The following is a 14,532-nucleotide window of genomic DNA, read 5'->3' as shown; positions in this document are numbered from 1 at the left end:
ATAGGTTTCTTTATGCATTCGCGAAATGAAAATGGATGGAAGCGGGATTTTTTCTTCCGTAATACGAACATATGTGCTAGAATGAAGGAAATAGTGGAAAATGAAGGTGATGCCGATGTCGCTCCGATTTCTTTTAGGAAGATCCGGAAGCGGAAAAACAACAACGTGTCTTAACGAAATTCGCGATAAACTAAAAGAAGATCCAAAAGGAAACCCGATTGTTTATCTTGTTCCGGAACAAATGACGTTTCAATCGGAATATGCGTTAATACATACGCCGGGATTAGACGGAATGATACGGGCGCAAGTGTTTAGCTTTACGCGGTTGGCGTGGCGCGTTTTGCAAGAAACAGGGGGAATGAGCCGATACCATATTAATGATATCGGAATGCAGATGATGATTCGAAAAATTGTCGAACATCGGAAACAACAATTGAAATTATTTGGACGCGCCGTCGATAAAGCGGGCTTTATTCAACAGCTTCACGATATGATTACAGAATGCAAACGCTATTGCGTAACTCCGCAGCATCTTCGCGAACAAGTAAAAACGCTGACGGAACAAGGACAAAAACCGGCCGAAAAGGTGTTAGCCGATAAGTTAAACGATATATCCATCGTTTATGAGGAACTGGAGAGAAGCTTGTTGAATCATTATATAGATTCCGAAGACTATTTGCGACTGCTTTCCGAAAAAATCCCGCACTCCCACTATTTGCGAAATGCGGAAATCTATATTGACGGGTTTCACCAATTTACGCCGCAGGAGTACATGGTGCTTGAACAGCTGCTTATTCATTGTAAGCGAGTCACTGTTTCATTAACGGTCGATGCCCCTTACGACGACCGGTTGCCAAATGAGTTACATTTATTTTATTTAACAGGGAAAACGTATCATGACATTCGGCAAATGGCGTTGTTAAACGGTGTCGCGATGGAAGATGCAATCATTCTTAAAAAAAATATGCGCCACCAAGAAAAGGCGCTTGCCCATCTTGAGGCGCATTATCATGTACGTCCTGCCATCGCCTTCTCGGAAAAAACGAATTCCATCATCGTATATGAGGCGGCAAACCGCCGTGCGGAAATCGAAGCGGTTGCCCGCGAAATCGTTCGTCTTGTTCGCGACGAAGGATATCGCTACCGCGATATCGCTTTGATCGTTCGCAATACGGAAGATTATCGTGATTTAGTAAAAACGATTTTTTCTGATTTTCATATTCCATATTTCATGGATGAGAAAGAGCCGATGCACCACCATCCGCTTATTGAGTTGCTGCGGGCCAGCATGGAAGTTATTACATCGCGCTGGCGGTACGAAGCGGTGTTTCGCGCCATTAAAACCGATTTACTATTTCCAGCGGACGAAGATACTGCCGCGCTGCGCGAAGCGATGGACCAGCTAGAAAACTATGTTCTCGCGTACGGGATGAAAGGGGAAAAATGGACGAATGGAGAACGGTGGACGTACCGCCGCTACCAGGCGTTAGAAGGACTATCCATCCCACAAACGGATGAGGAAAAGCAATACGAAGAAAAGTTGAATCAATGGCGCGATATGATCGCAACGCCGCTTTCGATGCTAGAGCGCCGCATGCGCAGAGCAAAAGATGGAAAAAGCCTTTGCGAAGCGATTTATTTGTTTTTAGAAGAATTGCAAATTCCGAGAAAACTAGAGAAAATGAGCAAAGAAGCGGAAGAACAAGGAAGGCTGATGGAAGCGAGACAGCATGAGCAAGTATGGAATGCGGTGGTTGATTTATTGAATCAATATGTGGAAATGTTAGGAAGTGAATCGATCCCGCTCGCGGAGTTTGCGAAAATCATCGAAACGGGGCTTGACCGCCTTGAATTTTCGCTCGTTCCGCCTGCGATCGACCAAGTGATTGTTGCCCAATTAGACCGTTCGCGGCTTATTGATGTTAAATGTGCGTTTATTATTGGTGTAAATGAAGGAATCATTCCGGCGAAAGCGAAAGAAGACGGATTGCTCGCAGAAACGGAACGTGAACTTTTGCAGCAATTTGGAACGAGAGTCGCGCCGGGAGGAAGAGAACAGTTATTTTATGAACCGTTTTTCATTTATTTAGCGTTAACGAGCCCAAGCGAGCGCCTATATGTGACATATCCGCTGGCAAACGAAGAAGGAAAAGCGCTCTCTCCTTCGATCATTATTAAGCATCTTGCCGATTTATTTCCGAATTTGCAAAAGCGTGTCTGCGGAAACGATCCGCTTGATGCAGAACTTGCAGAACAACAAGCGTTTGTCACCGCTCCGCGGACGACGCTGACATATCTTGTGGCGCAGCTGCAAGCATGGAAACGGCATTATTCGATTGCGCCGCTTTGGTGGGATGTATATAACTTTTACGCAAGCGATCCGCAATGGAGGAGTCATGCGCGCAAAGCGATTGCCGGACTGTTTTATGCGAATGAGGCAACGCCGCTGAAAAAAGAAATTAGCAAGCGGCTATACGGAAAAAAAATTCAGGCGAGCGTATCGCGCATGGAGCAGTTTCAAAAATGTCCGTTTTCCCACTTTGCTTCCCACGGATTGCGGTTAAAGGAGCGGGAAGTTTTTCGTCTTGATGCTCCTGACATCGGACAACTGTTTCATTACGCGCTAAAAATCATTTCCGACCGCCTCCGCGAAGCGAAAATAGATTGGCGCAATTTGTCCAAACAACAATGCGAGCAGTTGTCCAAAGAAGCGGTGGAACAAATCGCGCCGCTCATCCAGCAGCAAGTGTTGCTCAGTTCCAATCGTTATCACTATATGAAACGAAAGCTGCAAAACGTTGTGGCGCGAACGACGAACGTATTAAGCGAGCACGCCAAAGCAAGCAGCTTTGTGCCGATTGGCCTTGAACTGGAGTTTGGGCCAAACGGCGCGCTTCCGCCGCTTACGTTCCGCCTTCCGGACGGAACGGTAATGGAACTTGTCGGGCGCATCGATCGCGTTGATAAAGCGGAAAGTTCAAGGGGAGTGCTGTTGCGCGTCATTGATTATAAGTCGAGCGCCAAAACGCTCAATTTAACGGAAGTGTACTATGGTCTTGCACTGCAGATGCTCACTTATTTGGATATTGTGCTCACTTACGCGGAACAGCTAGTCGGCAAGGAAGCTTTTCCGGCCGGGATTCTTTATTTCCATGTGCACAATCCGATTATTAAAAGCGATCAGCTTCTTCATGATGAAAAAGAAGTGGAACGGAAGCTGCTGGAACAATTTAAAATGCGCGGGCTTTTGCTCGGGGATGCGGAAGCGATCCGCTTGATGGATACGCAAATGGAGGAAGGCAAATGGTCGCTGATCGTTCCGGCGCAAATTACAAAAAAAGGAGCGATTCACGCCAAATCTTCTGTCGTCAGCGAAGAAGATTTTTGGCATCTTCGCCAGCATATCCGACATCTATTTCAAATGATCGGCATGCAAATTGCTGACGGAATCGTCGATGTTGCGCCATACAAGCTGAATGAACAGACGCCTTGCGAGTTTTGTGCGTTTAAGTCGGTTTGCCAGTTTGATGAATCGTTTCCGAATAATCGCTATCGCCTGTTAGTTCCGCAAGAAAATCACGAAATCGTGCGAAAATTATCGGAAGGGAAGGACTTCAATGAGTAACGTTTTTTGTCCAAAGCCGAAGGAAAGCCAGTGGACGGATGAACAATGGCAGGCTATTGTGGCGGACGGTTGCGACATTTTAGTAGCGGCGGCGGCGGGATCGGGAAAAACGGCGGTGCTTGTCGAACGGATTATCCAAAAAATTACGGCGAAAGAAGATCCGGTTGATGTCGACAGGCTGCTTGTCGTAACGTTTACAAACGCTTCTGCGTCAGAAATGAAAATGAGAATTGCGGAGGCGATCGAACGCGAACTGGACAAACAGCCAAACTCGCTTCATTTGCGGAGGCAGCTTAGCCTATTGAACCGCGCTTCGATTTCCACGATCCACTCATTTTGCCTAGACGTCATTCGCAAATATTATTATTTCATCGATATCGATCCCGTCTTTCGCGTCGCTGATGACACGGAAGCGGAATTGCTGAAAGAAGAAGTGATGGAGGAGCTTCTCGAAGAAGAATATGGAAAAATAAATAATGAGCCGTTTTTTGACGTAGTGGACCGCTATACAGGAGATCGAAGCGACGCCGAGCTGCAAGAAATGATTTTAGCCATCCATGAGTTTTCCCGTTCGCATCCTGAACCATACAAATGGCTTGATCGCCTTGTTGCAATGTATGATGTAGATGAAAATACTCCATTGGAGGAAATTCCATATATTTCTTGGCTGAAAAAGTATGTAAAGATGGAATTGGCAGCGGCGAAGCGCCTCATTTCAAGAGCGTTGCAGCTGGCGAATTTGCCTAGGGGTCCATTGCCGCGCGCCGAAAATTATCGCGATGATTTGCAGCAAATTGCCCGTTTAGAAACGTTGTTGGACCGCTCATGGGATGAACTGTATGAAGCGTTTCGGTCATTATCGTTCTCGCGTTTAAAATCGTGCCGCGGCGATGAGTATGATCCGCAATTGCTCGAAGAAGCCAATTCATTGCGCGATCAAGCGAAAAAGAAATTGGAATCGTTGCGCGACAATGTGTTTTCGCTCCGCCCAGCTACGTGGCTTCGCCATATGCGGGAAATGAAACCGATTGTTGAAACGATTGTTCGGTTAGTAAAACGATTTACGGAAATGTATCAAGCGCGAAAACGCGAGAAAGGAATCGTCGATTTTTCTGACTTGGAACATTACTGTTTACAAATTTTGCGTCACCCTGATTCAGCTGATGGGCAGTGGCTTCCGTCCGATGCCGCTTTGGATTATCGTGCCCAATTTGTTGAAGTGCTTGTGGACGAGTATCAAGATACGAACATGGTGCAAGAAGCAATATTGCAGCTTGTGACAAAAGGCGGAAATTTGTTTATGGTAGGTGACGTAAAGCAATCCATTTACCGCTTCCGCTTGGCGGAGCCGCTGCTATTTTTAAGCAAATACAAACGATTTACGGCAGATGGCGCGCATTCGGGAATGAAAATTGATTTGTCCCGTAACTTTCGCAGCCGCGCGGAAGTTTTGCACGGCACGAACTTTATTTTTAAGCAAATTATGGGCGAAACGGTCGGGGAAATCGAATATGACGAAGCGGCGGAACTAAAATATGGCGCTGTCGACTATCCAGACAGTGTGCAAGCCGCGCCAGAGCTGATTTTAATTGACCGGAATGGCGAAGGAGAGGAAGAAAGCGGGGAATTGGACGCAAACGAACTGGCGGCAGCCCAGCTCGAAGCGCGCATGATGGCGAAAAAAATAAAGGAGATCGTCTCCGAGCCGCTCCATATCTACGATCGCAAAGCGAAGCGGATGCGCCGCGCCATGTATCGGGACATCGTTATTCTTCTCCGTTCGATGACGGCTGCTCCGCAAATCATGGAAGAGTTCCGCGCGCAAGGCATCCCGGTGTATGCTGATCTATCTTCCGGCTATTTTCAAGCGACAGAAATATCTGTCATGTTGTCGCTATTAAACGTGATCGACAATCCATATCAAGATATACCACTTGCGTCGGTTTTGCGTTCTCCGATTGTCGGCTTAAACGAAAATGAGCTGGCGCTGATCCGCATTCACGAGAAAAAAGGAACGTTTTACGAAGCGATGATATCATTTTTAAACAAAGCGGCGGATAACGAGGAAGAGAAAATGCTGCAGCAAAAATTGCGCCTTTTTTCCGAACAGCTGAAACAATGGCGGACGATGGCGCGGCAGCGTTCGTTAGCGGATGTGATTTGGCAGCTGTATCGAGATACGCATTTTTACGATTTTGTCGGAGGATTGCCCGGTGGAAAGCAACGCCAGGCGAATTTGCGCGCGCTTTATGACAGGGCGCGGCAATACGAAGCGACGTCATTTCGCGGGCTGTTTCGCTTTTTGCGGTTTATCGAGCGCCTGCAAGAGCGCGGTGATGATTTAGGAGCGGCGCGTGCGCTTGGCGAACAAGAAGATGTTGTTCGCATTATGACGATTCATAGCAGCAAAGGTCTTGAATTTCCGATCGTCTTTGTCGCTGGCTTGGCGCGCTCGTTTAATAAACGGGATTTATATGGATCGTATTTGCTTGATAAAGAACTCGGTTTTGCGGCGCGCTTCGTCGATCCGAAGCTGCGCATCAGCTATCCTACATTGCCGCAAATCGCGATCAAACAGAAGAAACGGCTCGATTTTTTGGCGGAAGAAATGCGCATTTTATACGTCGCGCTAACAAGAGCGAAAGAGAAACTATACTTAATTGGAGCGGTGAAAGATGCGCAAAAGGAAATAGAAAAATGGAAAAGCACTGCGTCCGAAGAAAATTGGCTTTTGCCGGATGACGTCCGCGCCGCTGCGCGTTGCTATTTAGATTGGATCGGAAGGGCGCTTATTCGCCACCGCGACGGACATCACTTAGGCGACTTGTCCCATGTGTGCGAGGAGATCGCTTCCCATCCGTCCGTTTGGCATATAACGATAATTCCAGCTAGAGAGCTGCATGACGCTGACCAAGAAGCAGAGCGGTTTGATGAACAAATCGCTACTGCGCTGATGCGGGGAGAACGTGTTCCGGCAGGCGAATGCGCAGAAGAAGTGCAGCGCCTCCTTTCATGGAAGTATGCATATGAGAAAGAAACGCTTGTCCGTGCGAAGCAGACGGTATCCGAGTTAAAACGGCATCGTGAAATTTTCGGGGAAAATGCGGACAGAATGCTGCTTCATTCGTTTTCCACTCCGCTGTTTGAACGTCCAATGTTTATGAGAGAAAAAACATTGACACCAGCAGAAAAAGGAACGGCGCTGCATATTGTGATGCGGCATGTTGATTTCACAGCGCCGATTACGGAAGAAGCGGTCCGCGAGCAAATCGCGAAATTAGTGCAAATGGAACTATTGACGCACGAGCAGGCGGAAACGGTCGACGTTTCAAGCATTGTCGCATTTTTCGATACGGAAATCGGCAAGCGCCTCTGCGCCGCTAGCGAAATTCAACGCGAGGTGCCGTTTAGCTTGGCGCTTCCGGCACAAGAAGTATATGGAGACGGAGTTGGCGAAGAAAGAAAAATTCTCGTCCAAGGTGTCATTGACTGTTTGTTTGCCGACGAAAACGGGCTTGTACTAATCGACTTTAAAACCGATGCGATAACGAACCGGTTCGCAGGAGGATGGCGCGAAGCAAAACAGGTGATGATCTCCCGTTATAAAACACAAATGCAATTATACCGCCGCGCTGTGGAACAAATTTGGAAAATGAACGTAGACGAATGTTATTTATATTTATTTGATGGCTCTCATCTTCTCCCGATTTAAGGAAAAAGGGAAAAGATGGAGCCTCCTTTCCCAACACTTTTCAGTGAGAAAGGAACGAAAGCGTATGCGCATTTTACATACAGCCGACTGGCATTTAGGAAGAACGTTGGAAGGAAGGAGCCGGCTGCCGGAGCAGGAACAATTTATTGACGAGCTCGTCGATATCGTGGAAAAAGAAAAAATTGATGTTGTGCTAATGGCGGGAGATGTGTTTGATTCTGTGAATCCGCCGGCGGCAGCCGAACAATTGTTTTACGAAAGTCTCGCTCGCCTTTCGGATAAAGGGAAGCGGCCTGTCGCCGTTATTGCCGGCAATCATGATCATCCAGAAAGAATTAGCGCTGCTGCAAAACTAGTAGCCGATTACGGCATCCTTTTGCTTGGCTGGCCGGATACGACCGTCTATCGCATTGAAGTGCCGGCGTTAGACGAAACAATGATGCTCGCTCCGCTCCCGTATCCTTCTGAATCGCGTTTGGCGGAATTGCTGTCCAAAGAACATTCGGAAATTTCTTTGCGCGATCGATACGACGAGCGGATTCGCCATTTGTTTGCGACGATGGCCGCATCGTTTTCGGAAAAGACGGTAAACGTAGCCATGAGCCATATTTACGTGGCGGGAGGGAGCACATCCGATTCGGAGCGGCCGATCGAAGTCGGCGGTGCCTACACGGTGTCTGCCGCTAGTTTGCCAAAACAAGCCCAATATGTCGCGCTCGGCCATTTGCATCGGCCGCAAGATGTAAAACGTGCGGAAACGGCAGCGCGCTATTCCGGCTCGCCGCTCGCATATAGCTTTTCCGAGGCAGGATATGCCAAATCGGTTACGATCATTGATGTAAAACCCGGGGAAAAAGCGGCAGTTTCCGAAATTCCATTGTCGTCTGGCAAACCGCTAGTAAAATGGCAGGCGACGGAAGGGATTGCCCAAGTGTATCGTTGGTGCGAGGAAGGAAAAGACCGATCCGCATGGATTGATTTAGAAATTCACCTTTCGCAGCCGTTATCGATGGAAGAAATTTACCGATTGCGCAAGCTTCATTCTGGTTTTGTCCATATTCGTCCGGTCTTTCCAGAAAAAGAGGAGCATATTGAGAGCAGCAAACGGGAGCAATTATCATTGGAAGAGATGTTCCGCCGCTTTTATGAGCGGCAAACAGGCGGCAAGGCGGACGACGAGCTTGTTCGCTTGTTTTTAGAACTGGTGGCGGAACAGGAAGAAGAGGGGGAGGCGGAAGAGTGAAGCCGATTTCGTTAACGATAGCTGGTTTGCACAGTTTCCGCGAAAAACAAACGATTGATTTCCAATCGTTATGCGAAGGCGGCGTTTTCGGTATTTTCGGTCCAACGGGAAGCGGAAAATCAACGATTTTAGACGCGATGACACTTGCGCTATTTGGCAGCGTGGAACGCGCGCCAAACAATACATATGGGATTATGAATCACGCGGAAAACGAACTGTTCGTTTCTTTTACGTTTGAATTAGAAAACGCTTCATGCACGAAGCGCTATACGGTGGAGCGCAGCTTTAAGCGCGGCGATGAATGGCGGTTAAAAAGCGGCATATGTCGGCTTATCGAAGTTGGACAAGAAACGGTCGTGCTGGCGGATAAAGCGACGGAAGTCAATAAAGCGGTAGAGCAATTGCTTGGTTTGACGATGAAAGATTTTACGCGCGCCGTCGTGCTGCCGCAAGGAAAATTCGCTGAATTTTTGTCATTGAAAGGCGCTGAGCGCCGGCAAATGCTGCAGCGGCTTTTTCACTTGGAGCCGTATGGCGATAAGTTAAACAAAAAATTAAAAGAGAAACTTGCCGCCATTTCCAGTGAATTAAATGAAGTGATCGCTGAGAAGACGGGGTTAGGAGACGCCTCGAATGAAGCGCTCGAACGTGCGAAACAAGAGTTGGACATGCTTTTGGAGTTATTAAAAAAGCGGAAAGCAGAATTGCATGAGATGGAAGTGAAAATAGAACGAAATAAACAGCTATGGGCATGGCAAAAGGAAAAAGAAACTCTTGAAGCGGAACTAGCGCGTTTTTCTATGGAAGAATCGCATATTCGCGCGTTGGAAAATAAAAAAGAACGCGCGGAACAAGCAGAACGAATATGGCCATATCTCGAACGGTATGAGGAAACGCGCCGATTTGTTGCCAATGCGGTGCAGAAACAGCATGAATTGCAGCAAAAGCTCGCACAAGCTGAAGCGTTTTATGAAAAGGCGATGCGCCATTATGATCGCGTTCGCCAAGAAAAAGCCGCTTCCGAACCCCACTTGTTGGCAAAAAAAGAACAGCTGTCCCAAGCAAAGCAACTGGCGGCGCAAATTCGTTCGCTTGAAGCGGAACGAAACGAAATGGAAAAACAAATTCGCCGGGTGGAAGAGGAAGAACGAAAAAAACGTGAGCAGTGGCAAGAAGCGGCAGCGCTATATGAACGCGGGCTTGAAAAACAACAGATGCTGAAAATAGAGTTGCAAAAGCATTTAGCTTCCATAGAGCAAAAGGAAGTGGTTGAACGTGCATACGATGAAAAACAGCAAATCGAAAGAATAGCAGATGCGCTCCAACGTATTCAACAGCGGCTGGCGCAAAAACAGCAAGCGCAGCAGCAAGCAAACGAAGAATCGGAAAAACGAAAACGTCAAGCAGAAGTGGCAAAAGAAAAATTGCATCTTTTATTTCAAAAGATAGAAAAAATCTATCATTCTGTTTGTGAGCGGCAATGGCAGCTAGAAAAACTAATATATTGGTATGAGCAACAACTTGAGCAAGAACGGGAAAAAGTGGAACAGGCGAAAACTGCGGAGATGGCGGCAGTTCTTGCCAAACAGCTTCGCGAAGGGGAACCGTGCCCTGTTTGCGGATCGCGTGAGCATCCGAATCCGTATGTATATGAACACCATGATGGCAACAGCGGGAAAATCGCTATGTTTGAACAGCATGTAAAACAAGGGCAATCGTATATGCAAATGCTGCATGCATTAAAAGCGCAGCTGGAGCAACTGGCGCAATTCCTCGGAAATGGTTGGGTGTTTCAACGGTTCGACGTAAGTAAATGGAAGGTAGAAGAAAATATCGATATTGCCGTGGAAGTAAAGGCGTTGCAACAAGATTGCTTACAATTAAAAGAAGCCGTTCAGCAGGCGCTGCAAACATGGCGTGACGCCGAATCGTCGCAACAAAAGATCGAGCATGAAATAAGATTGCTAGAAAAAGATATACAAGAGTTGCAAACGGAATGGCAGCATCGCGTCAATGAATACAATCAATTACAAGCAAGCTGGCGCGAAAAATATGCCGACTTTTCTTTTACGGAGATCGAAGCGATCCGCAACGAAATGCGAAAACGTGAAGAAATCGTCCGGCAATTGCAAAAACGGATCGATGACAGCATACCGTTTCTTGACAATAAATTAAGCGAAAAAGAACAGTTGGCCCAACAACTGCGGGAAATAGAAACGGAAAAAGTTCGGCTCGTTTCGTTGCACAAGGCGAAACAGCAGCAGATCGACAGCTATCGGCAACAGCTGTTGGAAAAAGCGGGAACGGTGCAAATGGAAGAGCAACTTTTGCAAATAGAACAGCAGCTGCTTCATTTAAAAAAAGAGGAAGAACAAGCTTATCAAAGATGGTTGCAGGCGCAAAAACAATATCAAACGTTGGAAGCGGAGGCGAAAGCGATACAGCAGTCGTTGGAAGAAGGAAAAGCGCAGTATGAGGAAGCGAAATCGCGTTGGCTTCAGGAATTGGAAAAAACGGCGTTTGCCGACGAAAACGAAGTGAAAGAAGCAAAAGTAGCAGAGGAAAAACGCTTCGAGTGGGAACAGCAAATCAAAGCTTATTGGCAAAAAGTGCAACATGCCCAGCATCGCCTCGAGCAGCTTGCCGAAGCGATGGGAGGGGAAACGATCAATCAACAACAATGGGAGCAATTGCAGGCTGTATACGAAGAAGTGAAACAACAGGTAGATGGTACGATGCAGCAAGTAGGCGCCGCGCAAAACAAAGTGGAAGAATTAACGGAAAAACATAAACGTTTTGCCGAATTAGAGAAAAAACAGCAAGAGCTGACCGCTCTTGTCGACCGTTATAAACATTTGCAGTCGGTTTTAAAAGGAAACAGCTTTGTCGAGTTTTTGGCGGAAGAACAGCTCATTCAAGTGACAAGGATGGCTTCTGAACGTTTAAGTTCGTTGACGAGACAGCGCTATTCGTTGGAAGTCGATTCGCAAGGAGGGTTTCTCATTCGCGATGATGCCAATGGCGGAGTAAGGCGGCCAGTGACAACATTATCAGGTGGAGAAACGTTTTTAACGTCATTATCGCTTGCGTTGGCGCTGTCGGCGCAAATTCAATTGCGCGGCGAATATCCGCTCCGGTTTTTCTTCTTGGACGAAGGGTTTGGCACGCTGGATGCCGAACTTCTTGATACCGTTATTTCTGCGCTTGAGAAACTTCATTCGCAGCGGCTTTCCGTCGGTGTGATCAGCCATGTACAAGAAATTCGCGCTCGCTTGCCGAAACGGCTTATCGTGGAGCCGGCGGAACCGTCCGGGCGGGGGACGCGTGTGAAATTAGAAGTAATGTAAACATGAAAAAACCGCCGTTCCTTAGAGGAATGGCGGCTTTGCTAGTTGTTTGCCGCTACATTGCTGTCAAACGCATCAGAGTCAAACGTGTTTGTTAAATTGATGCCGTTGTTCGTAATGACAAAATCTCCAGTATTGAATCCTCCTGAACCAGCCATTGTTTTCGTTGCCACTTTTGGGGCGATATAAAGGCAATCTCCCATTTGTACGACCGCTCCGCTGCTGACGTTATTAATTTTAATGGGCCCGACGACAGAAGGCATTATTTCTCATCCTTTACTATTGGTGTGGGTGTTTGAGTATTTTTCATAGAAGATGCTGAAAAATTCGGAGCAAGCTGGCGGATATGTTTAATTCTTGCTTCTGCATTAACAGTAGAAGTCGATCCAATATGAACGACAGCAGAAGTGGAAGCCGCTAATACACGAATGGAGCGAACCGAAATAATTGGAGATTGATGAAGTGTCTGTACGGAAATACGGTTACGGTTTGCTTGGAGTTTTGGAATTGGCATTGTAAAGGTAGGAAAAATTCCTTCTCCTTCGCTGCCGAAAAATAATTCATATTGTCGTTGAACTGCTAAAACACGAGAACGCGAGGTAATTTCTCGTGAATCACCGATTTGTAGGACAGAACTAATAATAAAAGTTTCTCCGTGAAAATATTCCACCATCGATGTTCGTTTCATCACTGCTCTCCTCTTTGGATGAGTGGAACGAACGGTCCGATGATTAATGATTCTGGAGGAGTGTCAAAAGCGGAAGCGATATTAATGACATCTGCATCCCCGATTAAAAAAATAGCGGAACTTGTTACAGCTATCACATGAATATCACCAACATGAACATCGCGGTTGATCACGGTATAATTCATTATTCTCCTCCTTGTTTTGGCAAATGTTTTAGAAAAAGGTCAAGCGATTGTTCGATATCCACCTTTATTTTTTGAAAAATTTCGTTTACGACGGTCTCATCATTGTCTGATGTAGGAACATATCCGTTATTCATTTTTTGGTGCAAATAAAAACGAATACGTTCGTCTACTTGCCGGGCAATGTCTTGCAAAATAAAATGACGATACGCATCATCAAGACGATGCGCGTACTGTTTTTCGAATCTTTTTAACGTCTCCTTTGCTTCCTTTTCTAAATAATTATGAACTTTTTCTTGAATGTTGCGGAATAAGACGGGTTCCGGCTTTGGAACCACTGTTTTTTCAGGTTGAACGGCAAAATCTTCGATCACGTTGCCAGCATTGTTAGGAGTAATGCCAATATTTAACGTTCCTTCGAGTGTTTCCACTTTTAATTGATCAAATTTGTATTCGATTCGTTCAATGGTCGTGCGCGGTTGCTGTTCCAGTTCTTTTAACTGATTTTCTAGAAGGAGAAGCCGCTGTTCTATCGACTGTATTTTTTTTGTTTGCCATGACAAATAGCGTCGTAGCTTTATCAAATAATCATATAGGAGCATAATCGTGAACTCATCCTCTCCAAAGTCCCTTCTTATTTCAATATATGGACGACCAGTTGTTGTCATCACCACTTTCATGCTTTTTTAGCGAGTTGGTCCATGAAGCGGGACGAGAGGAGCGACTGCTTCTCCTGCAAGCGGAACGGTAGCGATCGCCTGTGGAGCAGGTTCCGTATATCCTCCTGTGTTCATTAATGTAGAAAGCGCTTGGATGCTGCCTGCACTGCCGATTTGTAATACGGATGAGTTCGTGACAGAGCCAATTTTCAATTGGTAAATACATATACTTTGATTAATGTAAAAATTCAATTTCTTCTCCTCCTTTAAGCGTTGGCTACTACATTTTCATCGGCGATATCCGCGTCATTGATATTTGTATTGCTATAATAGTTGTAAACATGCAGACCATCCCCCGTGTTAAACGAGCCGGCGCCGGCGAATGTTTTGACAACGCTTTGAGGCGAAATCGCAAACACATCTCCAATATGAAACACGCCGCTGCTTGCAATACTATTTAATTTAACGACTCCGACAAATGCTGGCATAAGGAATGCACCTTTCTCTTTGTTCTTATCATAGTGTATGGGCGCGGTGGTAAAAACGTGAGCGTTTTAATTATTTGCAGCAGTATTGGAATCAACAACATCCTGGTCGCCGGTGTTGGTAAAGCTCGCAAACGTATTTGTTTGAAGAAAATCGCCGTTATTGCTGCCGCCAGAGCCAGTATTTGATTTAAGTGTACTTTTTGGTGCAATTTGTAATACATCCCCAAAATTAACCGTTCCGTCTCCGCTGACATGAGTAATTTTAACATAGTTCCGAAAGAAGTCTCCCGCTTCAAGCGCGTGAAGGGCATAGCCCAGCGATAAGCGGGAGATGAATTTCGATTGGCGTTAGCCAAAACGCATGATAAACTAAATGTATACCATGTTCTTTGATAAGTGGCTATATGGGGTTGAGTGGACAAATGAGTCGGCGAAAACCAAGCAGATCCTTCCACTCGTAAAATAGCCAAGGTGCAAAAGAACTTCTGTCACATCGGACACCTAGGGTTGGGACGACCCGAAGTTACGCTCAGGGAGACGAAAGGTTGCTCTCGTCGTGGAACTGAGAAGCTCCCACTTCAAGCAAAG

At 46.3% G+C, this 14,532-nt stretch carries 11 protein-coding genes; 4 read left to right on the top strand and 7 right to left on the bottom strand.

The annotated features are described in order from the left end of the window. The first annotated feature begins 115 nt into the window (after positions 1–115). From addB to BM278_RS06870, 4 genes are all read left to right on the top strand, one after another. A complete protein-coding gene (addB, locus tag BM278_RS06885; RefSeq protein ID WP_279625753.1) occupies positions 116–3,625 on the top strand; it encodes a helicase-exonuclease AddAB subunit AddB in 3,510 nt (1,169 codons plus the stop codon). Continuing rightward, positions 3,618–7,337 (top strand): helicase-exonuclease AddAB subunit AddA, encoded by a 3,720-nt coding sequence (gene addA, locus BM278_RS06880; protein WP_090948621.1) that lies wholly within the window; start codon positions 3,618–3,620, stop codon positions 7,335–7,337. The genes addB and addA overlap by 8 nt, the downstream gene beginning before the upstream one ends. Before the next feature lie 64 nt (positions 7,338–7,401). Further along, on the top strand, positions 7,402–8,580 hold the full coding sequence (locus tag BM278_RS06875) for an exonuclease SbcCD subunit D (protein ID WP_090948620.1): 1,179 nt from the start codon (positions 7,402–7,404) through the stop codon (positions 8,578–8,580). Beyond that, positions 8,577–11,927 carry an AAA family ATPase gene (locus BM278_RS06870; RefSeq protein ID WP_090948619.1) on the top strand — a complete coding sequence of 1,117 codons (3,351 nt, stop codon included), beginning with the start codon at positions 8,577–8,579 and terminating at the stop codon, positions 11,925–11,927. The genes BM278_RS06875 and BM278_RS06870 overlap by 4 nt, the downstream gene beginning before the upstream one ends. 41 nt (positions 11,928–11,968) lie before the next feature. Here the strand turns inward: BM278_RS06870 and BM278_RS06865 are convergent, their stop codons facing one another. From BM278_RS06865 to BM278_RS06835, 7 genes are all read right to left on the bottom strand, one after another. Continuing rightward, complete coding sequence (locus BM278_RS06865; RefSeq protein WP_090948618.1) at positions 11,969–12,190, bottom strand: spore germination protein; 222 nt, start codon at positions 12,188–12,190, stop codon at positions 11,969–11,971. Then, entirely contained in the window at positions 12,190–12,615 is a 426-nt protein-coding gene (locus BM278_RS06860) for a spore germination protein GerPE (protein ID WP_090948617.1), read from the bottom strand. The genes BM278_RS06865 and BM278_RS06860 overlap by 1 nt, the downstream gene beginning before the upstream one ends. Continuing rightward, positions 12,615–12,800, bottom strand: coding sequence for a spore gernimation protein GerPD (locus tag BM278_RS06855; RefSeq protein WP_090948616.1), 186 nt, complete (start codon positions 12,798–12,800; stop codon positions 12,615–12,617). Before BM278_RS06855 ends, BM278_RS06860 begins: the two co-directional genes overlap by 1 nt. After that, positions 12,800–13,399, bottom strand: coding sequence for a spore germination protein GerPC (gene gerPC, locus BM278_RS06850; RefSeq protein WP_090948615.1), 600 nt, complete (start codon positions 13,397–13,399; stop codon positions 12,800–12,802). Before gerPC ends, BM278_RS06855 begins: the two co-directional genes overlap by 1 nt. Positions 13,400–13,483: 84 nt before the next feature. Further along, positions 13,484–13,708: a spore germination protein GerPB gene (locus BM278_RS06845; protein ID WP_090948614.1), complete on the bottom strand. Its 225-nt coding sequence runs from the start codon at positions 13,706–13,708 to the stop codon at positions 13,484–13,486. A gap of 14 nt (positions 13,709–13,722) precedes the next feature. Continuing rightward, the gene (locus BM278_RS06840) at positions 13,723–13,944 is read right to left on the bottom strand and encodes a spore germination protein (protein WP_090948613.1); all 222 of its coding nucleotides are present in this window, start codon (positions 13,942–13,944) and stop codon (positions 13,723–13,725) included. A 66-nt stretch (positions 13,945–14,010) separates the two neighbouring features. Next, a complete protein-coding gene (locus tag BM278_RS06835) occupies positions 14,011–14,262 on the bottom strand; it encodes a spore germination protein (RefSeq protein ID WP_090948692.1) in 252 nt (83 codons plus the stop codon). Positions 14,263–14,532 lie beyond the last annotated feature (270 nt).

This window comes from Parageobacillus thermantarcticus (assembly GCF_900111865.1).
Classification (GTDB): domain Bacteria; phylum Bacillota; class Bacilli; order Bacillales; family Anoxybacillaceae; genus Parageobacillus; species Parageobacillus thermantarcticus.
Note: the sequence above shows the minus strand (reverse complement) of the source record. Positions and strands in the feature narration are given on the sequence as shown.